The 24520-nt window shown below is 42.5% G+C and carries 24 protein-coding genes; 7 read left to right on the forward strand and 17 right to left on the reverse strand.

Going from position 1 to position 24520, the window contains the following annotated elements; all coding sequences use genetic code 11:
• The first annotated feature begins 13 nt into the window (after positions 1–13).
• Together miaE and FKX85_RS11120 are read left to right on the forward strand one after the other, a co-directional pair.
• Entirely contained in the window at positions 14–625 is a 612-nt protein-coding gene (gene miaE / locus FKX85_RS11115; protein ID WP_210416841.1) for a tRNA-(ms[2]io[6]A)-hydroxylase, read from the forward strand.
• Between the two features lie 198 nt (positions 626–823).
• Positions 824–2068 carry an ABC transporter permease gene (locus FKX85_RS11120; RefSeq protein ID WP_141614802.1) on the forward strand — a complete coding sequence of 415 codons (1245 nt, stop codon included), beginning with the start codon at positions 824–826 and terminating at the stop codon, positions 2066–2068.
• A 3-nt stretch (positions 2069–2071) separates the two neighbouring features.
• On the opposite strand, the gene FKX85_RS11125 is transcribed toward FKX85_RS11120, so the two are convergent.
• A complete protein-coding gene (locus FKX85_RS11125) occupies positions 2072–2425 on the reverse strand; it encodes a DUF805 domain-containing protein (RefSeq protein WP_141614803.1) in 354 nt (117 codons plus the stop codon).
• Between the two features lie 176 nt (positions 2426–2601).
• Positions 2602–3921, reverse strand: coding sequence for a tRNA (N(6)-L-threonylcarbamoyladenosine(37)-C(2))-methylthiotransferase MtaB (gene mtaB / locus FKX85_RS11130; protein WP_141614804.1), 1320 nt, complete (start codon positions 3919–3921; stop codon positions 2602–2604).
• Positions 3922–4158: 237 nt separating this feature from the next.
• On the opposite strand from mtaB, the gene FKX85_RS11135 reads away from it, so the two are divergent.
• Complete coding sequence (locus tag FKX85_RS11135) at positions 4159–6321, forward strand: glutamine synthetase III family protein (RefSeq protein ID WP_229239587.1); 2163 nt, start codon at positions 4159–4161, stop codon at positions 6319–6321.
• A 51-nt stretch (positions 6322–6372) separates the two neighbouring features.
• Here FKX85_RS11135 and FKX85_RS11140 read toward each other — a convergent pair whose 3' ends face one another.
• Positions 6373–7134: a creatininase family protein gene (locus FKX85_RS11140; RefSeq protein ID WP_141616770.1), complete on the reverse strand. Its 762-nt coding sequence runs from the start codon at positions 7132–7134 to the stop codon at positions 6373–6375.
• A gap of 333 nt (positions 7135–7467) precedes the next feature.
• On the opposite strand from FKX85_RS11140, the gene FKX85_RS11145 reads away from it, so the two are divergent.
• Both FKX85_RS11145 and rfbA read left to right on the forward strand, forming a co-directional pair.
• Positions 7468–8907 carry an alpha-L-fucosidase gene (locus tag FKX85_RS11145; RefSeq protein WP_141614805.1) on the forward strand — a complete coding sequence of 480 codons (1440 nt, stop codon included), beginning with the start codon at positions 7468–7470 and terminating at the stop codon, positions 8905–8907.
• 178 nt (positions 8908–9085) lie between these two features.
• Complete coding sequence (gene rfbA, locus FKX85_RS11150; RefSeq protein WP_141614806.1) at positions 9086–9943, forward strand: glucose-1-phosphate thymidylyltransferase RfbA; 858 nt, start codon at positions 9086–9088, stop codon at positions 9941–9943.
• Between the two features lie 33 nt (positions 9944–9976).
• On the opposite strand, the gene FKX85_RS11155 is transcribed toward rfbA, so the two are convergent.
• Positions 9977–10705 (reverse strand): DUF6089 family protein, encoded by a 729-nt coding sequence (locus FKX85_RS11155; protein ID WP_141614807.1) that lies wholly within the window; start codon positions 10703–10705, stop codon positions 9977–9979.
• A gap of 793 nt (positions 10706–11498) precedes the next feature.
• On the opposite strand from FKX85_RS11155, the gene gloA2 reads away from it, so the two are divergent.
• Positions 11499–11888: an SMU1112c/YaeR family gloxylase I-like metalloprotein gene (gloA2, locus tag FKX85_RS11160; protein WP_141614808.1), complete on the forward strand. Its 390-nt coding sequence runs from the start codon at positions 11499–11501 to the stop codon at positions 11886–11888.
• On the opposite strand, the gene corA is transcribed toward gloA2, so the two are convergent.
• The 4 genes from corA to FKX85_RS11180 form a co-directional block, all read right to left on the reverse strand.
• Entirely contained in the window at positions 11885–12907 is a 1023-nt protein-coding gene (gene corA, locus FKX85_RS11165; RefSeq protein ID WP_141614809.1) for a magnesium/cobalt transporter CorA, read from the reverse strand. The genes gloA2 and corA overlap by 4 nt on opposite strands.
• Entirely contained in the window at positions 12891–13286 is a 396-nt protein-coding gene (locus tag FKX85_RS11170) for a response regulator (RefSeq protein WP_141614810.1), read from the reverse strand. Before FKX85_RS11170 ends, corA begins: the two co-directional genes overlap by 17 nt.
• A gap of 200 nt (positions 13287–13486) precedes the next feature.
• The gene (gene groL / locus FKX85_RS11175; protein WP_141614811.1) at positions 13487–15118 is read right to left on the reverse strand and encodes a chaperonin GroEL; all 1632 of its coding nucleotides are present in this window, start codon (positions 15116–15118) and stop codon (positions 13487–13489) included.
• Between the two features lie 50 nt (positions 15119–15168).
• A complete protein-coding gene (locus tag FKX85_RS11180) occupies positions 15169–15447 on the reverse strand; it encodes a co-chaperone GroES (RefSeq protein WP_141614812.1) in 279 nt (92 codons plus the stop codon).
• A gap of 218 nt (positions 15448–15665) precedes the next feature.
• On the opposite strand from FKX85_RS11180, the gene FKX85_RS11185 reads away from it, so the two are divergent.
• Positions 15666–16373, forward strand: a complete 708-nt coding sequence (locus FKX85_RS11185) for a hypothetical protein (RefSeq protein WP_141614813.1) — start codon at positions 15666–15668, stop codon at positions 16371–16373.
• 168 nt (positions 16374–16541) lie between these two features.
• Here FKX85_RS11185 and FKX85_RS11190 read toward each other — a convergent pair whose 3' ends face one another.
• The 9 genes from FKX85_RS11190 to miaB form a co-directional block, all read right to left on the reverse strand.
• The gene (locus tag FKX85_RS11190; protein WP_141614814.1) at positions 16542–17114 is read right to left on the reverse strand and encodes a hypothetical protein; all 573 of its coding nucleotides are present in this window, start codon (positions 17112–17114) and stop codon (positions 16542–16544) included.
• Positions 17115–17236: 122 nt separating this feature from the next.
• On the reverse strand, positions 17237–17602 hold the full coding sequence (locus FKX85_RS11195) for a hypothetical protein (RefSeq protein WP_141614815.1): 366 nt from the start codon (positions 17600–17602) through the stop codon (positions 17237–17239).
• Positions 17603–17608: 6 nt separating this feature from the next.
• Positions 17609–18394, reverse strand: a complete 786-nt coding sequence (locus tag FKX85_RS11200) for a hypothetical protein (RefSeq protein ID WP_141614816.1) — start codon at positions 18392–18394, stop codon at positions 17609–17611.
• Positions 18395–18711: 317 nt separating this feature from the next.
• Complete coding sequence (locus FKX85_RS11205) at positions 18712–19683, reverse strand: sterol desaturase family protein (protein WP_141614817.1); 972 nt, start codon at positions 19681–19683, stop codon at positions 18712–18714.
• 173 nt (positions 19684–19856) lie between these two features.
• Positions 19857–20231, reverse strand: a complete 375-nt coding sequence (gene secG, locus FKX85_RS11210; RefSeq protein ID WP_141614818.1) for a preprotein translocase subunit SecG — start codon at positions 20229–20231, stop codon at positions 19857–19859.
• 13 nt (positions 20232–20244) lie between these two features.
• A complete protein-coding gene (locus FKX85_RS11215; RefSeq protein WP_141614819.1) occupies positions 20245–21084 on the reverse strand; it encodes a hypothetical protein in 840 nt (279 codons plus the stop codon).
• A 40-nt stretch (positions 21085–21124) separates the two neighbouring features.
• Complete coding sequence (locus FKX85_RS11220; protein ID WP_141614820.1) at positions 21125–21661, reverse strand: LptE family protein; 537 nt, start codon at positions 21659–21661, stop codon at positions 21125–21127.
• Positions 21654–22955: a sigma-54 interaction domain-containing protein gene (locus tag FKX85_RS11225; RefSeq protein WP_141614821.1), complete on the reverse strand. Its 1302-nt coding sequence runs from the start codon at positions 22953–22955 to the stop codon at positions 21654–21656. The genes FKX85_RS11220 and FKX85_RS11225 overlap by 8 nt, the downstream gene beginning before the upstream one ends.
• A gap of 22 nt (positions 22956–22977) precedes the next feature.
• On the reverse strand, positions 22978–24438 hold the full coding sequence (gene miaB, locus FKX85_RS11230; RefSeq protein ID WP_141614822.1) for a tRNA (N6-isopentenyl adenosine(37)-C2)-methylthiotransferase MiaB: 1461 nt from the start codon (positions 24436–24438) through the stop codon (positions 22978–22980).
• Between the last annotated feature and the right edge of the window lie 82 nt (positions 24439–24520).

The raw sequence follows: 24520 nt of genomic DNA on the forward strand, positions 1-24520 counted from the left end.
AATACTAAACGAAATGAGTTGGGAAGAAAGTACAAAAAACAAAATGCTAAATCTCCAGCTGCCCACTGATCCCAGGTGGGTGGATATAGCATCGATGAATTTGGAAGACATTCTGGTAGACCATGCTTATTGCGAGCAAAAAGCTGCGTCATCCTGTATTTCGTTGATCGTACGCTATCCAAACCTGGATAGGTTGGTGGATGTGCTTACTCCAGTGGTAGCGGAGGAATGGGCGCATTTTGAAAGGGTGATGGAGCAGATCAGAAAGCGTGGGTTTCAGTTTGAAAAACCTCGGAAGGATATGTATGTGGTCAAGCTTAGTGAATTTATTCAGAAAGGTGGCAGTAAAAGGGCGCAGTTGACAGAGCTTCTTCTGATGAACGCACTGATAGAAGCCCGAAGCTGTGAGCGCTTCAAGTTGCTCTGGAAAAACATAGAAGATGAGGAGTTACAGCAGTTTTATTATGAACTGATGGTCTCTGAGGCGGGACATTATGTGAATTTTATTGACTTGGCCAAGCACTACCATGACCCAGAGGAAGTGGATAAGCGATGGAAGCAATGGCTTGCCCATGAAGCCAAAGTGCTAAAAGAGCTCGAAATACGACCAGATCGGATGCATTGATCAGTGGGGAATAGGAGTAGCGTTTTTGTGCTGTGGTTGGATTAATATTCTGGAAGGAAGGTTGGGCCCAGGCGCTGTCAAGTATTTAGGGCGCGGGCGATATTTTTATTCAGCTATTATTGCCATTGGTTTATTTTATTGATAATATAAGGCTGATTTTTAGTTAAAAAACGGGATTTGTTCTAAAACGAACACTTTATGGAATTGCTCGAGAATATTAAAGAGGCACTGAGGTCAATTAAGTCCAATAGGTTAAGGACCATTTTAACAGGACTGATCATCGCTATTGGCATCACTGCACTGGTAGGGATGCTGACGGCTATTGATGGGATGAAAGCACAGATTGAAGAGAGTTTCAGTGGCTTGGGAGCTAATAATTTCGATGTACGTTCTAAAAACACATCAGGACAACGGGTGACCCGGTCTGGTGTGACCGAGAAGCAGTTTAAGCCTGTGAGTTATAAGGATGCGCTGGACTTTAAAACTGCTTATACTGCCCGCGGAATGGCCACAGTCTCCACTCGAGTAAGTGGATCTGCAGAGATAAAGCGTGGTTCCGACATTACTAATCCCAATGTCAGGATAATTGGCGTGGACGAAAATTATGTCCTGATCAATGGCCAAAATATTAAAGAGGGAAGAAATTTCAGTAACGTCGAAATTGAGTACGGAAATAATGTGTGCCTGATAGGCAGTGAAATCGTGGAATTACTTTTCGAGAGCCATGAAGATCCTGTAGGAGCGCATGTTTCATTTTTTGGCAATCGGTATTCGATCGTCGGGGTTTTGGAAGAGCAGGGATCCGTAGGGAATGATTCGGGGGTGGACCGCACGATTTTGATTCCTGTGGAAAATGCTTCACGCCTTGATCAGACAGGTGGTTTTTGGTATACGATCACCATTTCTACTGCAGATCCTACCAAAATGGATTATGAAATGGGACAAGCAACTGGGCTAATGCGGAAAGTCCGTGAAGATAGGGTAGGGGAGTTGGATTCTTTCGAAGTGGTCAAATCCAATAATGTAGGAGAAAGCTTGGAAGAAGTGGCGGGTTATTTGAGGATAGGTGGCTTTGGGATCGGATTTATCACGCTGCTGGGAGCTTCAGTGGGGTTGATGAACATTATGCTGGTTTCAGTGACAGAAAGAACCCGCGAGATCGGCATTCGAAAAGCTCTGGGTGCTACCCCTAAAAGGATCCGTCAGCAGTTTTTGATTGAAGCCATCGTCATTTGTGTATTCGGGGGGATTTTTGGAGTGCTCATAGGAATGGGCATAGGGAATATTGTGGCCAATTTTGTGGGGCCAGGAGGCTTTTTAGTCCCTTGGCTTTGGATGCTGCTGGCGTTTATGATTTGTATTTTGGTAGGTTTGGTATCCGGGGTAATTCCTGCCATCAAGGCGAGCAAGCTTGATCCTATCGAAGCACTCCGATATGAATAATGACTAAACAACATCTGTTTTTCTTGGGTCTGGCCCAAATTTATTTGGCCCACTGTGTCCAGCTTTAATGGCCAGGTAAACAAAACCAATTAGGTTGACAGGAGGTGGAATGAGCAGGTATAGCGCATACTTCCAATCCATCCCAATGTCATGAAGTCGTTTGATCGCCTGCACCAAAAGCAAAACAATAGTGGTGATAAGCAGAATGCCAAAAACAGCAAAGGTGAGCCAGTTTTCGGCCTTAATGGATTCATAGATCAACATAATGCACAGGAGGTTGATGAAATAGAATAGTACAAACATTACCAGGTACTTTCTCCTTGTAATTCTCCCTGTAGGTTCAAGAATGGTTTTCATGGCTAGTTGGGTTACGGTCTATTTTAATATAGCGTAAAAAATGGAGAATTGTTTAAAATAGCCAGTAAAAAGTAAATACTTAGCTATAATTAGGCAATCCGTCATTGCTTCTACCCATGATTATCATCCTGAGAAGTGGTGATAAAGAACGAATGATGTGACTGTTTTATGTAATGTTAATGTTGTTCATAAACAATTTCAGGTTCCACCACGTCTACAGTTCCTTTTTCATTGATGTCCCAGAGGGTGACTTTTTTGATTTCATTGATTAGCAGTGGATCGTATTTAGCGGCTACTCGTATGTAGTTTTCTGTAAATCCATGCATCATGCCATTATCAATGTCCTCTTCAAACAACACATCGAAAGTGCCTTTCAGATTTTCTTCGTAAAATTTCCTCCTTTTTTTCTCTGAAAGTATCCGCAGCATTTTGGAACGTTGATTTCGGACTTTCATTGGGACGACATCCTCCATTTCTGTAGCCCTGGTATTTGGTCTTTCAGAATAGGTGAATACATGAAGGTAAGATATTGGTAGTTCGTTTAGGAAATTATAGGTTTCAAGGAAAAGCTCATCAGTTTCACCGGGGAAACCTACGATGACATCAACACCGATACAGCAGTGCGGCATTAGTGATTTTATTTTGGTAACCCTGTCCACATAAAGTTCACGAAGATATCTCCTTCCCATCTTTCTCAGGATGGTATTGCTGCCTGATTGGAGTGGGATGTGGAAATGAGGTACAAAACGCTTTGAACGGGAAGCATATTCTATGATCTCGTTAGTAAGCAGGTTAGGCTCAATGGATGAAATTCGAAACCTGTCAATTCCCTCAATTTCGTCCAGCTTTTGGACAAGGTCAACGAATTTTTCTTTTCGTTTGCCTCCTTGTATTCCGAAGTCTCCGATATTGACCCCTGTCAGTACCACTTCCTTTACATCAGTGGAGGCAATTTCCTTGGCCGATTGCAGGATATTTTCGATACTGTCACTGCGACTTTTGCCTCTTGCAAGGGGAATGGTGCAGAATGCACAGCCATAATTGCAGCCATCTTGGACTTTCAGGAAGGTACGGGTGCGGTCATGCATGGAGTAGGCATTGTTAAATGCGGTGGCTTCTTGAATTTCCGAAGCAAGGACTTTGGTCTCCTGTTCTTTGGCAAATCCATCAAGGAGTTCGATCAACCTGAACTTTTCGGCAGCTCCCAGAACAGCGTCTACTCCCTTTATTTCCGAGATTTCTTGGGGCTTCAGCTGGGCGTAGCATCCAATAATGGTTACATAGGAGTTTGGAGAGATCTTTTTGGCCTCTTTGACGATCTTTTTACATTTTTTGTCAGCATTCTCTGTCACCGAACAGGTGTTGATAATGAAAATGTCCGGAGTGTCCTCAAACCCGACCTTTTTATAGCCTTTTTCTTCAAATTGTCGACTAATGGTGGAAGTTTCAGAATAGTTTAGCTTGCAACCCAATGTATAAAATGCTACCTTTTTCACAGCGATCCCCTTATTTTGATGTATTGATTTGCAAATTTAAGGATATTCTTCCAGTTTTCAATTTTGTGTTAATAATGAGGAATTTACGCTGATTTACGTGTATTTGTGTGGATTTGTATCTTTTTTGGTCGAATTAATGCCTTTTTATTAAAGATTGGTGTAAAAAAATACGATTTTTCTTTTTATTTCAGATTTTTGCTTATCTTCGCTACTGTTTTTAAACCACATTATTGAAACATGGCAACTTTACGACAACAATCATTAATGATGGTGCAATCAAGAGAAAATGTAGCTTTTGAAGCACCTTCAAGTAAAATTTCCGATTACTTTGGTTCCGAAGTGTTCGGATTATCCAAAATGAAAGACGCTTTGGCTCCTTCAGTCTATAAAAAAGTGAGCGAAGCGATCGAAAAGGGATCAAAAATCGACACCTCCAGCGCAGAAGAAGTAGCTACTGCGGCGAAAGCATGGGCGCTATCTAAAGAGGTGACCCACTACACTCACTGGTTCCAGCCGCTAACTGGTTCTACAGCTGAAAAACACGATACGTTCTTTGATGCGCACGCAAAGATCGAAAGATTTAAGGGTTCAGCATTGGTACAGCAAGAACCAGATGCTTCCTCCTTTCCTAATGGTGGTATAAGAACAACATTTGAAGCAAGAGGATATACTGCATGGGATCCGAGTTCTCCAATGTTCATCTTTGAGAACACACTATGCATTCCTACGATCTTTGTCTCCTATACTGGAGAAGCATTGGATTACAAAACACCTTTATTGAAGTCTGTTGAGGCCATTAGTGCAGCCGCTACTCCTATCTGTCAATTGTTTGACAGAAGTGTGAAGAAGGTGAATCCATCGCTAGGTGTAGAGCAAGAGTACTTTGTAATCGACAAAGCACTTTATGCTTCTAGACCTGACTTGGTGATGGCCGGAAGGACGGTATTTGGCCACAATCCTGCCAGAGGCCAGCAGTTGGACGATCACTACTTTGGTTCTATCCCGAGTAGAGTGAAGGCTTTCATGAAGCATTTCGAAATCGAAGCCTTGAAATTGGGTATTCCTGTTTCTACTCGTCACAATGAAGTGGCCCCTGGTCAGTTTGAGGTGGCTCCGGTATTTGAAGAAATCAATAAAGCCACAGACCACAACCAGCTGTTGATGGACCTGATGGATAAAGTAGCAGATCAGCACCACTTGAAAGTGTTGTTCCATGAGAAGCCATTTGCTGGACTAAACGGTAGTGGTAAGCACAATAACTGGTCGTTGATCACTGATACTGGTGTAAACTTGTTCCAGCCGAGCAACTCTGCCAGAGAGAACCTTCAGTTCTTGACGTTCTTGATCGCTACAGTTAAGGCGGTTCATGATCACGCTGATATCTTGAGAGCGAGCATCGCTTCTGCAGGTAATGACTTCCGTCTAGGTGCAAACGAAGCACCTCCTGCAATTATTTCCGTATTCCTTGGGTCTACCCTTTCTACGGTACTGGATGAGCTTGAGAAAAACGGTAATATCAAGATCGAAAAAGGTGATAACATGTACATGAAACTGGGCATCAGCAAGATTCCTGAGATCATTCTGGATAACACCGACAGAAACAGAACTTCTCCATTCGCTTTCACGGGTAACAAGTTTGAATTTAGAGCAGTAGGATCTTCTTCAAACGTAGCAGGACCAATGACCGCCTTGAATGTGATCGCTGCAGATACCCTTAGGTTAATGTACAAAGACATCCAGGCAGAAATCGAAGCTGGAAAGGAAAAGAAAATCGCTATCGTTAATGTATTGAGAAAATACATCAAGGAAACCAAGAAAATAAGATTCGAAGGAGACGGTTACTCTGAAGAATGGGAAAAAGAGGCGAAGAAAAGAGGCCTTTCCAACTTGAAGAGTACTCCTTTTGCGCTTGATGTATTGTTAGCAAAAGCAACTTCTGAGGTGTATGAGCGGCACAGTGTGATGAATGTCACTGAACTGCATGCAAGACACGAGATCCGTCTTGAGAATTATATCATGAAGGTGCAGATCGAGTCAAGGGTAATGGGAGATCTTGCCCTAAACCATGTGATTCCTACTGCTATCCAGTATCAAACCAAACTGATAGAAAATGCCAATGGACTTAAGAGCCTTGGATTGGATTCCAAAGCCGCCATTGATACCATCAATGAGATAAGCAAGCATATCGAGGCAATCAAGGAAAATGTTTCTGCGATGATCGATGCAAGAAGAAGATTGAATAAAGAAGAGGACATCGCTAAGAGAGCCAAAGGCTACAGCACAGATGTAAAAGATGCCTTCTTTGAAAAAATCAGGTATTCTGTAGATAAACTGGAGCTTTTTGTGGACGACGAGTTCTGGCCACTAGTGAAATACAGAGAAATGTTGTTCTTGAGATAATCAAGATTCGACAAAAATCAATTGAAAGCCGGGGTCTATTCCCGGCTTTTATTATTTGTAGGGATCGTACTGGTTCAGTTCAGCCAGTTCAATGAAAAGTTTGCTGATTTTTTCGGTAAGGTCTTTGAAGTAGCGCTCGCCTTTTTCCGATGAAGCCTTTTTGGGATTCCCAATGCCGGTGTCTTTGGTGACCCTGGACCATTTTCGCTCCGACCAAGCCCAGCCTTCCCTGATGCCTTCCACCAAGGACTCGCGTTCTTCTCCTTCCCCTGCTTCCTCAAGTGACCGGACCAGATGGGGCTGCAAGTGCATGATTAAGCTCGTTTCCATTTCGTCTGCATGATCACCATCCATCTCGAAATACTTTTTCTTGTCCAATGCCCTGAACCAATTACAGCTAGAGAAAAACATGTCTGGGTATTTCAACCCCAGCTCCCTGAGGATTGTTTTAAAGTCATTTCCTCCATGGCTGTTTAGAATGAGCAGTTTTCTGACCTTTTGTCGATGGAGTACTTCTACTAAGTCGTTTATAATGGCCAGCTGGGTGCTGGGATTGAGGTTCATGTCCAGAAAGATATCCGCCTGTCCAGTATTGACACCGAAGGGTATGGTGGGTAGTACGGTGATTTGCGCTCCTGCTTCATAAGCTAGACGCCCTGCTTCTGCAGCAATGGCCTCGGCTTCGTAATTATCGGTGCCGTAAGGTAAGTGGTAGTTGTGCGCTTCTGTAGCTCCCCAAGGAAGAATGGCTAAGTCGATATTAGCATGTTTCAGGTCTTTCCAGTTGGACTCAGCAAGGATATAAGGTCTCATCATAGTATCATTATGGTTTAGTGTTAATTGATTAATCTCAATTCATATTTGGGCAATTCTGATAGGGTACGCCAAGTACGGAAGGCTATCAGGTTATTAAATAGAAAGCTAAATGATGCTTTCCTAAACCATGTTAATAATATAATAAATTTCACTTGTTTTTATAGTCTGGAACACCTGCTTTTTTACATAAAGCAGGTGAAATGATAGGGGTTTGTATCTGTAAATGTTTGATAAATGATTAAATCTTTTTTAAAATTTTTGATTATAGATTATAAGTTGTACTTTTATTTCTGAAAATATACAAGCGTTATATTCTTAATCCGGCATAAAATGAGAAGAAAAATACTGAGACTATTGGGTGTATTGGCCGTGTTCGGCGCAGCTCACGGAGCAATGGCGCAACATGACAATCTACACCGTCAGTCCAGTGTTTATGAAGCTCCGAAGGACCCTGAGGTTATTGCCAAGCTTGACAAGTGGAAAGATCTAAAGTTTGGAATGATCATCCACTGGGGAGTGTATGCTGTTCCGGGCATGATCGAATCTTGGGCACTTTGTTCTGAGGATTGGATCAATAGGGACAGTACCGTTTCATACCATGATTTTAAGGAATGGTATTGGAGCCTTAAAGATGAATTTAATCCGGTGGATTTCGATCCTGACCAATGGGCAGATGCGGCAGATGCTGCAGGAATGAAGTATTTGGTGTTTACGACCAAGCATCATGATGGCTTTAATATGTTTGATACGCAGCAGACAGATTATAAGATCACAAATGGCCCTTTCAAAGACCACCCTAAAGCAAACGTGGCCAAATACGTTTTTGAAGCATTTCGTAGAAAGGACTTTATGATCGGTGCATATTTTTCGAAACCTGACTGGCATTCCCAGTATTACTGGTGGGATAAATATGCTACTGCCGATAGAAATAACAATTACGATATTCGCAAAAACGAATGGAGATGGAATAAATTCAAGGAATACACCTATAATCAAATCAGTGAGCTGATGCATGATTATGGGAGCGTGGATATTCTTTGGCTTGATGGGGGCTGGGTAAGGCCTTTGGAGACGGTAAATGATGAAGTGCGTGCATGGGGAGCAAGAATTCCTGAATGGAGTCAGGATATCAATATGCCCAAAATCGCTAAGATGGCCCGAGGAGCCCAGCCTGGGATTCTCATGGTGGACAGAACCGTTCATGGTCCGTATGAAAATTATCAGACTCCAGAGCAAAGTATTCCTGAAGGACAGTTAGATGTGCCATGGGAATCGTGTATGACTCTAGGCCATGCGTGGGGCTATCATGAACACCAAAATTATAAGTCAGTCAATCAGGTGGTACACACCCTCGTGGAAGTAGTGGCGAAGGGAGGAAGTCTTTTGCTCGGCGTAGGGCCTTCACCGAAAGGAATGCTTCCTGATGAGGATGTCAGGCGTTTGAGAGGAATAGGAGAGTGGTTGGATGTGAATGGGGCAGCTATCTATGGTACTAGAACGGTGGACTATTATCAGGATGACAATGTGTATTTCACTCAGGATAAACAAGGTAAGAAGTATGCGATTATGCTGATAGAGGAAGGGATGGAGATTCCAAATACGGTCTCTTGGTCATCAGAACAAGATGTAAATGGTAAGAAGGTAACACTGCTGGAAGGAAATCAATCATTGCGGATAGCGAAGACTGCTGGCCAAGTGGTGGTGACCATTCCGGCAAAAGTCAGAAATAACATTAAACAAAAAGACGCTATCGTCTTTGCATTTCGATAGGTATAAAATATTTATTAGGGTCAAAGCCTGGGGGGAAGGATTCCCTTCGGGCTTTTTTTGTAGATTGATTTATGAATGGCATGCTTTCTTTGGCTTATTTTTTGTCATGTCAATGGATGGGCTCGTAATTGCAAGTTTCAAGCCTTATCTTCGTAAATAAAAAAGAACGACTTTTACTATGAAAGGTATTATTTTAGCCGGTGGTTCCGGGACACGACTATATCCATTGACCATCGCTGTAAGTAAGCAGCTGATGCCTGTTTATGATAAGCCGATGATCTATTATCCCTTGTCTGTATTGATGATGGCTGGTATCAGGGAAATACTGATTATTACCACACCAGAGGATGTGGATGCTTTTAAGAAATTGTTGGGAGATGGTTCTCACTTGGGGTGCGAATTTTCATTTGCAATTCAGCCAAAGCCAGAGGGACTGGCACAAGCATTTGTGATAGGTGAGGAGTTTATAGGGGACGATAAGGTAGCCTTGATCCTTGGGGATAATATATTTTATGGTTCTGGTCTTCAGGAGACATTGTTGAAACATACCGACCCAGAGGGTGGGGTGGTATTTGCTTACCATGTTAATGATCCGCAGCGTTATGGGGTAGTGGAGTTTGATAAGGACAAGAAAGCCATCAGCATCGAAGAAAAGCCCCAATCTCCGAAATCCAATTTTGCTGTCCCGGGGTTGTATTTTTATGATAATCGCGTGGTGGAGATAGCCAAACAGATTAAGCCCAGCGCGCGAGGTGAATTGGAAATTACCGATGTCAATAATGTTTACTTGAAGGAAGGTAACCTGAGTGTGGGAATTCTTAGCAGGGGGACGGCGTGGCTGGATACCGGTACGCATCAATCTCTACAGCAGGCTGGTCAGTTTGTGGAAGTAATAGAGGAGCGTCAAGGGCTTAAGATTGGCTGCGTCGAAGAAGTAGCCTATCACAAGGGCTATATCAATAAGCAACAATTGCTGGAGCAAGCTGAAAAACTTGGTAAGAGTGGATACGGGACTTACCTTAAAGGGATTATTTAGGAACTTTTTAAAAGGAGTTAAAGGAGTTTGAGTTTATTTATCAAACCATTTATCCCAGAATGGAAATGGGGAAAGGTAGCGCTTTACGAAAAACTGCCCCTGCATTAGCATATCATTGGCCTGGTTACTTCCGGCATTTCCATCAAGTTCATCGGACAGTGTGGCAAAAAGACTGGCCTCAAAACCAACGTCCCAATTGGAACCAAAAGCAACGCTTCCTCCCAGCCTTACCGGTATGTATAATGCGGTAGGGGTTGTTTTAATAATGGTGACCTCTGTTTGATCAGGATAGGCGTAGGCCTGCTGTTCCGGAATTGCGATAAAACCAAGCCCAACTCCTGCGTATCCATTTACCCGGAAGCGTTCGATATGGGTTTCGAAAGGGAGAAAATAAAATTCAGGCATGAAATCAACATAAATGGCATCACCGGTAAAGGCGTAAGCCTTGTTTTCTTCCCCCCATTCGAAGGCTCTTTCTGCCAAGTATTCCATATTACTACTGACATGCTGATAGCCTGCAGAAAGCCTTAAGTTTATTCGACGATTGATTTTTTTTGCTGCGGACAATGTTACGGAACCAAAGATCGGGAAATCTAATTTTCTATAGGGTCCCCCATTGTCAGAGTACATGGATGCCGGTCCTCCTGCTAATGTCAATGTATATACCCTGGGGATACGTTCTTTATAGAAATTCTGCGCAGACAAGGTGCCTGGAATGATGAGAAAAAAGAGGGAGGTGATAAGTAAGTATCTAGCAGCCATGCGATGAAGGGTTGGGTTTGGGGAAGTTAGCAAATTTTAGATTGACATTTAGGTCAAACAAGTATTGTACCAAATTAAGCACGGGTAGTATTTATAAATACCAGTTATATACTAAAAATTACGTAATAGGCCATGAGGAAATTTTCCTCACTTAGTGGAAAGTGTACTATGGAAAGTAGGGGCATACCAAGTGATTTTAGTGGTTAAGTGTTATTGAACTAGGCAATAAAGCACCTTCTTTGTTGACGTTTTATTTATTATGAGTCTCCACAATCATACACGTAGCCAAGCATAATTGAATAAATTGTGTTTCCGTCCTTTTATTCAGGTGTAAAATTGCTTTCAATAGGTCTATGAATGCTACGCATTTCCCTTGATGAAAAGGACGGAAAATCCAGTCCGGTGGTGATACCTTTAAATTGGGGAGGACAAGTTTTCCAGTGAGGAAAATACGTTACCCAATTTAATTTAAGAAAACTGCTCCGGCCTGAAAATGAATGGATCTCGCTGTTCCACGACGCGAGCTAATTCATTTTCTTAACGGCCTGCTCATTTTTCTTAAACCGGTCTCACCAAGGGACTTCCTTAATTTTCGAAATCGCATTTTGTAATGGTACCACTACGTGTAAAATTACCGATAGTCATTTTATTTATTTCATTATCCTATTATCAATGATTTTTTGGTAGAAGTTAATGTAAGTATATTTATTGTTAGATCATTTCCGTAAATTTTATTCCGGAAATATGAAAGGGCCGATGATAAAACATTGCGGTATATTTTGCTAATTAGCTTATGGGATTTATAAGAGGTGTTCATCACATTGCCATTATTTGTTCAGATTATAAACGTTCTAAAGCGTTTTATACGGAAGTATTGGGGTTGACAGTGCTCAGGGAGGTTTACAGGGAAGAGCGACAGTCTTATAAGCTTGATCTTTGTGTCGAAGGGCGATATGTCATTGAGCTCTTTTCTTTTCCGAAGCCACCTCCAAGGGTGAGTTTGCCAGAAGCATGTGGGTTACGGCATTTGGCATTTGAGGTGGAGGATTTAGTGTCAGCTGTAGGGGAGCTGGAGTCAAATCATGTGGTGGTAGAGGCAATAAGGATGGATGAATTTACTGGTAAGCGATTCGCCTTTTTCCAAGATCCAGATGGGTTGCCCATAGAACTATATGAAGGCTAGAACCACTTTTTTCGTTTAAAATACCTGATCATAAACAATGTGATAAGAATAAAAATCACCCATAGAACGGGGTAGCTATATTTCCATTCCAGTTCTGGCATTACCTGAAAGTTCATGCCGTAAATGCCTGCGATAAATGTCAATGGTATAAATATAGTCGAAATGACTGTTAGGGTTTTCATGACTTCATTTTGCTTGATGCTGAGCTGTGTCATGTAAAGTTCTGCCAAACTGCTCATGGTTTCCCGCTGAAGCTCCAATCCTTCCAGGATTTCTATGGTGTGCTCGTAAATATCATTAATATAGGTGAGGTTTTTTCGCTTTATCAGCGGGTGCTCTGATTTTCTCCAAAGGGAGATCAATTCACGCATTGGCCAGATATTGTTTCTGATTTTCCGGAGCGTCTTTCGGTGATGGTGAATGGTGTTTAGGTTTACATTGGATTTGTTCTGTAAGATCTGGTCATCATATTTTTCCACGGTATCACTGATTAATTCCTGTATGCCAAAATATTCATCTATGATGGCATCCACCAATACATATGTAAAATAATCAGAGCCCAACTTTCGCATTTTTCCTTTAGGGTTTTCCAGCCTGACTCGTATATTATCAAAAATATCCTGGGGTGTTTCTTGAAATGAAAGGATATAGTTTTGCCCAAAAAGGATGCTTATTTGTTCTGTTTGAATTTCAGAAATGCTGTTTTTCGAATAAAGCATTTTGACCAGCACAAAGATGTGATCATCAAACTCTTCGATTTTTGGCCTTTGAGAGGTATTGGTAATATCTTCTATGACCAGGGGGTGGATGGACAGAAGTTCTGAAATCTTTAAAATGAGATCCTCATCTTGGATGGAACTGATGTTTAACCAGAATTTTAGATCTTTCCTTTCCAGAAATGGCTTTAATTCCTCAAGATCCTGAATGAGGTGTTTTTCGAAATGTTGCTCTCCAAAAGAGTAAAGTTCCAGGATAGGCTTGGACATAAACGAATCGGCTTTTTCACTCGTTTTTGACATACTCAGGTAGTATTTCAAATAGCTTCTGGTTGGTCAAAGGTTTCTCAATAAACCCTTTTACCACTTCAAAGGTTCTTGATTTTTTGCGATCCTGATAATCAATGGAGCTTGATAGCATGAGTATGATATCTTCTCGTTCAGGGCAGAGCAACTCGTATTGTTCTAGGAAGTCCCACCCATTCATTACTGGCATATTTATATCCAGAAAGATAAGTAGTCTCTTTTCATTGTCCAACTCCCCGATTTTTTCAAGAGCATCTTTAGCTTCCAAAAACTCCGCGATCTCGTCACATAAATTGAGCCTCCCTAGTAATCTCTTGTTAATCAAGTTGTTGATTGGGTCGTCATCTATTAAAACAATTGAATCAAATGCGAGCATCAATCGTGTCTTAAAATTTATAAATTCCATTTTTCCAATTAAAAGTAAGATACGGATATATTTTAAGTTTCAAAAAATAATTTATGCCCTGATTTTTCTGTTTTCCTAGTGGATATTTACCGATTTAGTATGCTGGTAAACGAAAAAGAGGACATGATCCATGTCCTCTTAATATTGTTTTTTCATGAAAATGGTCCGGCTTACATCATGCCGCCCATTCCGCCACCGCCCATAGGAGGTGCTGGCTGACCGCCTTCTTCCTTCACATCAGCTACCACACACTCAGTAGTAAGCAGTAGGGCTGCGATGGAAGCAGCGTTCTCAAGTGCTAGACGGGTAACTTTTGTCGGGTCGATTACTCCAGCTGCAAACAGGTCTTCAAACTTGTCGGTTCTGGCGTTATAACCGAAGTTACCGGTTCCTTCTTTGATCTTATTGATTACCACTGATCCTTCAGCGCCTGCATTGGCGACGATGGCTCTTAGTGGAGATTCGATGGCTTGTCTGATGATGTTGATACCAGTGTCTTGGTCATCATTTTCACCTTTTAGTCCTTCCAGTGCAGAAGTTGTTCTGATCAGGGCTACTCCACCACCGACTACTACACCTTCCTGTACAGCAGCTCTGGTAGCGTGAAGGGCATCATCTACACGGTCTTTCTTCTCTTTCATTTCCACTTCAGTAGCCGCACCGATGTATAGGATTGCTACACCACCAGAAAGCTTGGCAAGTCTTTCTTGCAGTTTCTCTCTGTCGTAGTCGGAAGTGGTTTTTTCGATCTGTGTTTTGATTTCAGAGATTCTGGCTTCGATGGCAGGTTTTTCTCCGGCACCGTTTACGATAGTGGTGTTATCCTTATCGATGTTTACTTTTTCTGCAGTACCTAGGTACTCGATAGAAGCATTTTCCAGTTTGTAACCTCTCTCTTCAGAGATCACGGTACCACCTGTAAGGATGGCGATATCTTCCAGCATCGCTTTTCTTCTGTCGCCGAAACCTGGCGCTTTTACAGCCGCTACTTTCAGTGCACCCCTGATTTTGTTTACTACCAAGGTAGCAAGGGCTTCCCCGTCCACATCTTCTGCGATGATCAGAAGTGGCTTGCCTGATTGGGCTACTGGCTCAAGTACAGGAAGCAATTCTTTCATGGAAGAGATTTTCTTATCGTAGATAAGAATGTATGGATTCTCCAGTTCAGCTTCCATTTTCTCCGTGTTGGTAGTGAAGTAAGGAGAAAGGTAACCTCTGTCAAACTGCATGCCTTCTACAGTTCTTACTTCAGTTTCAGTACCTTTTGCTTCTTCTACGGTGATCACACCGTCTTTGCCTACTTTGTCCATCGCGTCAGCGATCATATTGCCTATTTCCTCATCGTTATTGGCAGAGATCGTACCTACTTGGGCGATTTCTTTAGAGGTAGAGATAGGTTTAGATGTAGCTTTCAGCTCAGCTACTACAGCAGCTACGGCCTTGTCAATGCCTCTTTTGAGATCCATTGGGTTAGCACCAGCTGCCACGTTTTTGATACCTACATTGAAGATAGATTGGGTCAAAACAGTAGCGGTAGTAGTACCGTCACCTGCATTGTCAGCAGTTTTGGAAGCTACTTCTTTCACGAGCTGGGCGCCCATGTTTTCGATAGGCTCTTCCAATTCGATTTCTTTTGCTACAGAGACACCATCTTTTGTGATCGTAGGTGCACCGAATTTCTTGTCGATGATTACATTACGACCTTTTGGGCCTAATGTTACTTTTACTGCTTCAGCAAGAGCGTCTACGCCTTTTTTCAGCCGTTCTCTTGCATCGGTATCGAAAAATAATTCCTTTGCCATTTTGTTGATTTTTTAGATTTTCTTGTTTAATAAACGATAAAAGCGAGTGATTAGAGAATCGCGAAAATGTCTGCTTCTCTCATGATCAAATAATCAGCACCTTCTACTGAAAGTTCTGTACCGGCATATTTGCCGTACAATACAGTGTCTCCCACTTTAACAGTAAGTGGTTCATCTTTTTTACCATTGCCTACAGCTACGACAGTACCTTTTTGGGGTTTCTCTTTGGCAGTGTCAGGGATGTAAAGTCCGGAAGCTGTTTTTTCTTCAGCAGCAGCAGGTTCTACCAGAACTCTGTCTGCAAGTGGTTTGATGTTCACTTTTGACATAATAGTATTGATTTTATAAAGTTTGGTTCATTGATTCCTATTCCTTTCTATCATTTCTTGTGCCAATGGATACGAAGCGTTTTTCTATGACATAAAGTCTTAAATCTTGCTTCATTTGGGAGGTTTCACCATGGCCAATGTGAAGTACATGACAATTTTGCTTTTTGGAATTGTCATTTTTGTCAGTTTTTTGTTAAATTCTAATAAAAAACATGCCTATGAAAAAGCTATCGGATAATTGGATTGCGGAAGGTTGGATAGATTTTGAGTATAAGAAATACCTGCTGCTGGCTTACTTAAAGGAGGTGGAAAGGCATTTCGGAAATGTCAAACTTTATCCTCCCTTGGCCGATCTGATCAATCACTACCGTAAGTTGGAGGAACTGGAGCAAAACAAGGACGGGCTCCGCAATTCATTTCCGCAGCGAGTGGTGGGGATAGACTTTAGAAATGCCAAACTGCAGCGGGAACATGTGACAGGTGAGGGAGAGGTGATGAAGGCGCTCGACGAAATTATTGCGTTTTCACTGCCAAAGATCAAGGGGCAGATCGAGCAGGGAAAAGGTATCTATGATTATATCGAAGAAAACCTGGAAGTGGAGCCAGTGGGCCTCTCACCACTGTACCAAAGAGAAGGCTATGTGTTTATTACCCTGGAAAAATCAGCGGATGTGTTTATTTACGGCTATCAAATGAAACTGTTCGAAAACAGCTTTGAAAAATACCGGGGTATTGCTTTTTCCTTTCTTAAAAAAGAGACCAAAACCCTTGCCCATACCTATGAACAGATCAAGCTGGATCTGGTCAGGTCCAATCAGCAGTTGCCCAATTCAGCCACCTGGCGGGTCCAAAGTAGTAATGTGGTGCCACTTGAGGAAAGTTTACTGCCGGTGAGCAAGCGGATGCTGCTCAGGATGATTGCTTGATGGGAGGGGGATTCCTCTTGTCATCCTGACGGTAGGAAGGATCTTTATCCAATCGCTTTAATTTATAGAGGAATCTCTCAGGCTCCACCGATTTGCAGAGATATGAGGGGGTAAAAACAACCGCTTACTTTGATAAGTAGGATTAGCCAAATGGCATTGTATTCTGGATTAAAACACACGGCTAATGCCGATCCTGCTGTATAGGTTGACGGGGAGATCTTTAGTTCTTCGGTCAAAGGGGATGCCGTAAAGGGCGTCCAGACTGAGTTTTAGCTTTGGGGATAGCTGCTTTTTCAGTTCCAGTCCGAGTGGCCATCCCAAGGTGGTATTGTCTTGCACACGAAAATTTGACTTATAGTTTAAGGAGCCATCTTCATTGTAAGATATATGGTAGATGTCAAAGTCCACGAAATTTTCGTCCCGGATCAATATGCCCGAGAAGGCCCTGAGTTCAAAGCCTTTTAGCGAAACTACCCTGAACTTGGCCAGTAGCCTAAGGTAATTTACATTGTAGCCTTTAAATGAAAAATCACTAACTTCATCAATAGATAAACTTCGGATATGTTCATCCACTTTGGTGGAGACATCGTGGCCTTCGGCAAACATAAAGGATTTGTCAAAGTAATCAGGAAAGTCATTTTGCTTCCCAAAGCCCAGGTCAATCCCGATGGATAGTATGGGTAGCTGCTCTATATTTCTTTCATAATTGAATTCGATATTGTATCCCCCAGTCTGCGGCACCGTCCATGCCTACAACACCGGTTTTCATCCCGATTTCGTGTGATTGGGCTATTGACACTTGGATCAGTGTCAATAGCATTAGTAGTGATAAGATATATTTCATTATTATTCTTTTTTGGATGTTACTCCCTTATTTCCGGTACTAGATAAAAGGAAAAGCCATTGAAATGATAGATTTGCCGCCCCTCTCTTGTTCCATATCCACCATCAGATGCGTTTTCTCCCAGCGCAGTGCATCTATCAAAATTCTGATTGAAGAGCATGAAGGCATGCATTTCAGTGCTCAAAGAAAAAACAACGTCAGCATCCCTGGTGAAATCTCCATTGGTATCGATCGAAATTTTATCCGTGTAATTAATATTGCCTTTCCCATCATTGCGGGCTGCAACAATGATTCTTAAGTCTGATTGGCCTTTCTTCCAGTTATGTTTTAGGAAAGACATACCGGAACTGACCCACTTTTTCTTTTTGACATTGTATCTGCTCACCTTAAATCATATATCATCACCCCAAGGCTCCTCTATCTTTGGGTTGGAATTTACAAAACCATTGCTGTTTATGGAGTAGTCCCCTGTTATTGCCCAAAGAAAAAGCCTATTGGAGTTGGGCCAGTTTCTGGTGTTATTGTGCAGACGGAATTTTGGTATGTTTATTCTAACAGTAGCATCTTCAGGGACTTTTCTACAGTCAATATCCCTATAGGTGGAAGAATAATCCGGGCTTTCGAAGGTGCTGCCATAATATTCAGGTTCATCAAACTTACCAAACACCACGGTAGGGTTATCATAGGCATAATTGTCATCTGCGGTAATATATTCTACTCGCTGGTTGATGCCTGCTGTTCCTTGTTTTTGGCCTAGGGATTCGAATTTGCCGTTTTCGTTTATTCTAAATTTAACAGCAGGGGTCTCTCCACTCCAATTGGGATTCTTCTTTTGGGCTTCGATTTCCATTTCTTTGGTCCACCAGGAAACGGTCAGTTCTTTTAGTGTATCCGGATCAAAACTTTCAGCAAGATAAGGAGCGATTACCCCAATGTCATATTGGTTGATAAAAGCTTTCAAACTGTCCACATTGATGGACTGTTCATTGGTTGTTCTGCTGTTTGCGGCATTTCCATAAAAAGCCCTTACGATGGCCGACTGCTTTCGACTAACAGGATCGGTTTGTTCTTCAAAGAGTCTGCGGAGGTTATATTGTATTTCTCCGGCATTCCCTTTCAGTTCGGCAAAACCGAAAAGTTCCTCTCTGGCCGCAGGATCCTTGAATACTTCTCCCATGTAAAGGGACAGCTCTTTGAGCTGCTTTTCATATTCTTGGCCGTTTGATTGGATAGCAGTTATTTCGCCCCTCCATTTTTCTTTTCGATTTCTTCCTGTCCGTTATCCTGACAGGAGATCATAGCAGTAGTTACGATTATGATTAATGAGAAAAAGTAAATGGTGAATTTTTCATAGTAGAAGAGTTTAAAGATAATCTGTTTTTTTTCTTCTAAAATGGTTTACCTCTTCTGATTTTCCTAAAAATCAGCTACGCAGATATACGCAACATGGTTTTTGTCATAAAAAAAGCCCGGCGATTGCCGGGCTTGGGAGATTTAATTTTCTTTTTGGAGAAGTGAGGGTTCCTTTTCTGTCAGTATGGGAGCCGGCTGTGCAGAATTTATTTTCTGAACATTTTCTTCTCTTTCCTTTTTTCTCAATTCTCGGTTTTTGATAATTTCGTCCCCGGGCTTGCCGAAGAGGATTTTAAATGCCTCCTGCTTGTTTTCGGCCTGCTTGAGGTCTTTGACGATATCATACCACTCGTGGAATACCAAGGTGACAGGGTTATAGCTATTTACGGGTTTGGTAATCCCATAGTTTGGCCGCTCGGCTTCTGCCATAAAAGTCCCGAATATCCTGTCCCAGATGATCAGTGTGGATCCGTAGTTTTTGTCCAGGTAATGCTCGTCACTGGCATGGTGTACACGGTGGTGGGACGGTGTAGTGAAGATATACTCTATTGGCGCAGGAAGTTTTTTGATGTATTCCGTATGGATCCAGAACTGGTACAAGACCGCAATCTGGTGACAGATGAAGAATACAAATGGATCGAAGCCGATCATCACTACTGGAATAAAGAAAATGAACTTGATATGCTGCGTCCAGCTCAGTCGGAAAGAAACCGAGAAATTATATTTTTCTGAATTATGGTGTGTCACGTGTGTAGCCCACCAAAAGCGCTGCTCATGCGCCACACGGTGTGCCCAATACCTGGCAAAGTCAATGGCAATAAAACAAGGTATAAATGACCACCAAGTAGGTGGGATTTTCCAAGGAACAATGTTCCAAAAGAAAAGTACAGCAGAAAACAACACGACTTTGATCAAGGCACTAATCCCGACATTGATCAGCCCTATGGATGAGGCCGCCAAGAAGTCCTTACCGTCGTATGAGTCCCTGTTTTTGTATAAACTCAATCCCCATTCTGCGAAAACCAGTGCAAACATTACTGGAGCTGCCCATAGGATAATGTTTGGCCATTCTGTGGCACCTATATCCTCAAGGGTTTTATAGTTCTCAAACATAAAATCGATGTTATAAGTTATTAAAATTTTGGAATCAAACTAAAAGGTAAGGCTAAAAACGCGGTTTAACAAATCAATAGCGTGATATTAACATTTGTTTACAATCTCCTAATTTCCCAAAAAAAAAGCCCAGTCAATGACTGGACTTTGTGAGATTTGAGTTTTAGCTTCGATTATTGTGCGCTGTCCGATGGTGCAGTTAATTCTTCTGTACCTTGCTCTTCTGAGGGAAGGATGCTTTCCTCTTCTCCGAACGATGGAGCGACCATTTGCTCCTTGGCACTTTCTATATTCGGAGAGGAAAATTCAGTGGATCCTCCAGCATTGTTTTCCAGAAAAGCTGAAGTCCCCAATGAGAGCACCAGTATGGAAATGGACAATACCCATGTGGCTTTTTCAAGGATGTTACCGGTTTTGGTAACGCCCATGATTTGGGAAGCCCCACCACCAAAAGCAGCACCAACACCACCTTTGGAGTCTTGACCAAGGATTACCAATACTAAGATAACCGCCAAAACAATGACGATGCTGATAAGTAAAGTATACATATGCTAAATGAAGTTAATCTTTTAATTCTTTTATTAAGTTCGCAAAATAAGCTTTTTTATTCGGAAACTTCAAGCTTAATTTCTGATAAATATCGATTGCCTTGTCTTTTTTTCCCTGTTTGGTCAATAGCTTGGCGTATGATTCCGAAAGTAATTTGTCGGACAGCTGCGTACTGTTTTTGGAGAGGTCTGTGTTTTTGCCTGTGTTTTCTATTTCCTTGATCGTGGCCAGCTTGATCTCTTTTTTGCTGAAGGCTTTGATAATATCAAGTTGCTCTTGCTTTTTGGCGTCTTTGATGAGTTTTTTTTCTTTTTTTCTGATGGTTTCGATCAGGTCATCGTTCTTCGGAGTCTTTTTCTTGGACGTCTTTTTTGAGCTTGGAGAAGCTTGTTGGTCGGTTTTAGGCTCTTTTTCAGCTTCTACATGGCGTAATTTGTTGAGGTTTTCCTCCAGCTTTCGCAGCACTTCTGCTCGGTCTGATCCAGAAGACTGGTGCTTTTCCTCCGTTTTGTCCGGATTACTGGTTGCAGAAGGAATGGGTTTCTCTGGTGCTCCTGCTTTTGGAGGAGGTGGAACCTTTGTCTGAGTGGTTTTAGATGTCGAGGATGCCGCAAAATGGATATCTTCTTCGATCAAGGTTTTGAGCCATGCCCTGTCTGGGCTTTGGACAGCTGCCCAGTGTAGGAGTTCCTGTGATTTGCCCTTGGAGATTTTCCTTTCGTATTTGGCTGCCAGTACTTTGGGAACCAAAAAATACGGAAATGTTTCGTGGAGCTTCAGCAGTGACCTGAAATCTTCCTTCTCCAGAGAGTTGCTCTTTTTGATGATATTTAAAAACTGGGCTGCGTTCACAAGTCAGGTATTTTTGGTTGGTTATCCAATTTAAAGAAAATTACCAATTTGCCACAGTAGAGGTGAAAATATCCTGAATGATGTTTTCAAATATAATGTCGATCAGGTCCGTTTCTACTGCGAGTACTGAGGTGCTTCGGGGGTCATAGTCCTGATAGAAAGAGTAGGTCTTTTTACTGTCCTGCTCTTCATCGCTGAGGTTGATATAGTTGACTTCCACAGCGATGGTCAGGCGCATTTGGCCAGCCCGATCAGGTTGGTTGGGATCTGTGGTAGAGACGGTGGCCTGGGGAGTGAGGGAGTATCGGGTGATGGCTCCTTCAAACTGCAGGTCCCCGTTGGTTTGGACCAGCTCCAATTGTGTGTTTCGCTGAAAATAATCCTTTATTGATTCGGTGAAGTTTTGCCCCATATTGGCTGGGCCTCCACCGGAGTCATTAAAGAAATTGGCCACAGAGAATGTCTGGGTTAGATTATAGTCTAAGTTGGTGCCGGTAAAACTGTATTCCACTTTACAGCCCCATAGCAGCATCAGTGGACAGAGCACCATGAGAAACATGAGCTTAGGTTTACTCATTGATATCATATTGTTTGATTTTTCGGTAAAGGGTACGCTCAGAAATGCCCAGGTCCTGCGCCGCATATTTCCGTTTGTTATTGTGCTTTCTAAGGGCTTTTATGATCAACTCTTTTTCTTTTTTCTCGATGGATAGTGAGTTATCATCCTCTTCGTGAATGATGTCTTCGATTTCATCATCATATTCCTCAGTACGTGAGTGCTGATTGGAGATTTTTCCTGACTCCAGTACGATAGGCATAGCGGAAGGACTCGGCTCCTTGGAAGGGGTATCTTCAAAAGATACTGAAGTGTCCATGTCTTCAAACAACGAATGGTGTTTTTTGATGATGTTTTGGTTGATACCGCCAGACTGATAAGTGTCAAGGACCAGTTTTTTGAGCTCGGTCATGTCCTTTTTCATGTCAAAGAGGACTTTGTACAGGATTTCCCTTTCGGAAAAATCAGAAGATGACTCGCCTTCTTTTCCTCCTCGCGTGTAGGGAGCTGGCAAATTGGACTCTGTGGTGGGAAGGTATTTGGCCAGTGTGATGGCATTGACATCCCTGTCCTCTTCCAGTAGCGATATTTGTTCGGCTAGGTTTTTCAATTGCCTGATATTGCCCTTAAAAGGAAATTTTTTAAGTAGCTCCCTGGCTTCCCCATCCAGTGAAATAGGTTTTACTTTGTATTTTTCACTAAAATCAGTTGTAAACTTCCTGAAAAGCAGGCTGATGTCATCGCCTCTTTCCCGAAGAGGAGGGACAAAGATGGGAACGGTGTTTAAGCGGTAATAAAGGTCTTCTCTGAATTTACCCTTTTCTACTGCTTGGATAAGGTTCACGTTAGTGGCAGCAATGACACGGACATCGGTCTTTTGGACTTTGGAGGATCCTACTTTTATAAACTCTCCATTTTCGAGTACCCGAAGGAGCCGGGCTTGGGTGCCCAGTGGCATTTCACCGATTTCATCCAAAAATAGCGAGCCGCCATCAGTGACTTCGAAATATCCCTTTCGCGCTTCATGCGCTCCAGTGAAGGAGCCTTTCTCATGTCCGAACAACTCCGAGTCTATAGTGCCTTCCGGGATGGCACCACAGTTTATGGCAATGAATTTTCCGTGCTTCCGAGTGCTGATAGAATGGATGATCTTGGAAAAGGACTCTTTACCACTTCCACTTTCTCCAGTGATCAGTACGGTCATCTCCGTAGGGGCAGCCTGCATGGCTACCCTGATGGCGTGATTGAGCAGCGGGCTGTTGCCGATTATTCCAAAACGCTGTTTTATAGATAGTACTTCCGCGTCTGTTATCATAGATTTCAGGGGCTTTAGTGGGTTAGGACAGGACTTCGCCAAATAGGGTGGCAGCGGTACAGTCCACTATTTTTACACGGACGTAATCTCCTTTTTGGTGGTTCCCTTTTGGGAAAATAACCACCTTGTTGGCAGAATTTCTGCCTTTTAGCTGCTCTTCAGAGCGCTTGGATGTGCCTTCTACCAATACTTCTTGGATTTGCCCCAGATCAAGTTTGTTCCTTTCCATGGAATGTTGGGACTGCCTGGCGATGATTTCCTGAAGCCTACGTTTTTTAGTCTCCAAAGGAATGTCATCTTTATACTTTTTGGCAGCGAGTGTCCCAGGTCGTTCTGAATAGAAGAACATATAGGAAAAATCGTACTTCACGATATCCATTAAGCTCAAGGTCTCTTGATGTTCTTCTTCGGTTTCTGAGCAGAATCCTGCGATCATATCAGAAGAAATACCACATTCCTGTCCCAGGATTTCACGGATCTTGGACACTCTTTCGAGGTACCATTCACGGTCGTAGGTCCTGTTCATCAGGTCAAGCACACGGCTATTGCCACTTTGGGCAGGGAGGTGGATGTATTTACAGATGTTGTCGTACTTTTTCATGGTGTACAATACCTCATCTGTGATGTCTTTTGGATGGGAAGTGGAGAATCTTACGCGCAGTGTAGGAGCCACTTTGGCCACCATTTCCAGAAGGTTGGCAAAGTTGATCACCTCACTGACTTCCTCTTTCTGTTTGTTGAGGCGGGCCTTGTTGTTTTCTTCCGGTGACCATTTGTAGCTGTCCACATTTTGGCCTAAGAGTGTGACTTCTTTATAGCCTTGGTCGAAAAGCTCTTGTGCCTCATATACGATGGAGTGCGGATCTCGGCTTCTTTCCCTGCCCCGTGTGAAAGGTACCACACAAAAAGAGCACATATTGTCACAGCCCCTCATGATGGAAATAAAGGCACTTACCCCATTGGTGTTTAGCCTTACTGGAGAGATATCGGCATAGGTTTCTTCGCGTGAAAGGAAGGTGTTGACGCCTTTGTCTCCCTCTTCGGCTACTTTCACTAGGTTAGGAAGGTCTCTGTATGCATCAGGGCCTACCACCACATCTACTAGCTTTTCTTCTTCAAGTAGCTTCTCTTTCAACCGCTCTGCCATACAGCCTAGCACTCCAATGGTTAGGGATGGTTTTTCTCTTTTTATGGTATTGAACTGCGTAAGTCGCTTTCTTACGGTCAGTTCTGCTTTTTCTCTGATGGAGCAGGTGTTGAGGAAAATGACATCTGCCTGTTCGAAGTTTGATGTCGTATCGAAACCATTCTTTTTCATAATGGATGCGACGATCTCACTGTCAGAAAAATTCATCTGACAACCATAACTCTCAATGTAGAGCTTCTTTTGCTTTCCTGTATTCTCCTCTTCTGTGGTTTTAAACTCACATGCCTGCGCCTCTTCAGCTGGAAGAATGTCGATATCCTTGATAATGTTCTCCATATCTCACGTTCAATCAATTTGAGATGCGAAATTAATAAAATACCGACAAAATGACAGGTTTTTGCTCGTTAATCTTTTATTA

Source organism: Echinicola soli (genome assembly GCF_006575665.1).
Taxonomy (GTDB): Bacteria; Bacteroidota; Bacteroidia; order Cytophagales; family Cyclobacteriaceae; genus Echinicola; species Echinicola soli.

Excerpts from the sequence above, each read along its gene's own strand:
- miaE (WP_210416841.1), top strand. The coding sequence starts at position 14 with ATGAGTTGGGAAGAAAGTACAAAAAACAAAATGCTAAATCTCCAGCTG.
- groL (WP_141614811.1), bottom strand. The coding sequence starts at position 15,118 with ATGGCAAAGGAATTATTTTTCGATACCGATGCAAGAGAACGGCTGAAA.
- FKX85_RS11170 (WP_141614810.1), bottom strand. The coding sequence starts at position 13,286 with ATGCTCGCATTTGATTCAATTGTTTTAATAGATGACGACCCAATCAAC.
- FKX85_RS11125 (WP_141614803.1), bottom strand. The coding sequence starts at position 2,425 with ATGAAAACCATTCTTGAACCTACAGGGAGAATTACAAGGAGAAAGTAC.
- secG (WP_141614818.1), bottom strand. The coding sequence starts at position 20,231 with ATGTATACTTTACTTATCAGCATCGTCATTGTTTTGGCGGTTATCTTA.
- FKX85_RS11155 (WP_141614807.1), bottom strand. The coding sequence starts at position 10,705 with ATGGCTGCTAGATACTTACTTATCACCTCCCTCTTTTTTCTCATCATT.
- FKX85_RS11120 (WP_141614802.1), top strand. The coding sequence starts at position 824 with ATGGAATTGCTCGAGAATATTAAAGAGGCACTGAGGTCAATTAAGTCC.
- FKX85_RS11185 (WP_141614813.1), top strand. The coding sequence starts at position 15,666 with ATGAAAAAGCTATCGGATAATTGGATTGCGGAAGGTTGGATAGATTTT.
- FKX85_RS11180 (WP_141614812.1), bottom strand. The coding sequence starts at position 15,447 with ATGTCAAAAGTGAACATCAAACCACTTGCAGACAGAGTTCTGGTAGAA.
- FKX85_RS11225 (WP_141614821.1), bottom strand. The coding sequence starts at position 22,955 with ATGATAACAGACGCGGAAGTACTATCTATAAAACAGCGTTTTGGAATA.
- corA (WP_141614809.1), bottom strand. The coding sequence starts at position 12,907 with ATGTCAAAAACGAGTGAAAAAGCCGATTCGTTTATGTCCAAGCCTATC.
- gloA2 (WP_141614808.1), top strand. The coding sequence starts at position 11,499 with ATGGGATTTATAAGAGGTGTTCATCACATTGCCATTATTTGTTCAGAT.
- miaB (WP_141614822.1), bottom strand. The coding sequence starts at position 24,438 with ATGGAGAACATTATCAAGGATATCGACATTCTTCCAGCTGAAGAGGCG.
- FKX85_RS11145 (WP_141614805.1), top strand. The coding sequence starts at position 7,468 with ATGAGAAGAAAAATACTGAGACTATTGGGTGTATTGGCCGTGTTCGGC.
- rfbA (WP_141614806.1), top strand. The coding sequence starts at position 9,086 with ATGAAAGGTATTATTTTAGCCGGTGGTTCCGGGACACGACTATATCCA.
- FKX85_RS11220 (WP_141614820.1), bottom strand. The coding sequence starts at position 21,661 with ATGAGTAAACCTAAGCTCATGTTTCTCATGGTGCTCTGTCCACTGATG.
- FKX85_RS11135 (WP_229239587.1), top strand. The coding sequence starts at position 4,159 with ATGGCAACTTTACGACAACAATCATTAATGATGGTGCAATCAAGAGAA.
- FKX85_RS11140 (WP_141616770.1), bottom strand. The coding sequence starts at position 7,134 with ATGAGACCTTATATCCTTGCTGAGTCCAACTGGAAAGACCTGAAACAT.
- FKX85_RS11200 (WP_141614816.1), bottom strand. The coding sequence starts at position 18,394 with ATGGGAGAAGTATTCAAGGATCCTGCGGCCAGAGAGGAACTTTTCGGT.
- FKX85_RS11205 (WP_141614817.1), bottom strand. The coding sequence starts at position 19,683 with ATGTTTGAGAACTATAAAACCCTTGAGGATATAGGTGCCACAGAATGG.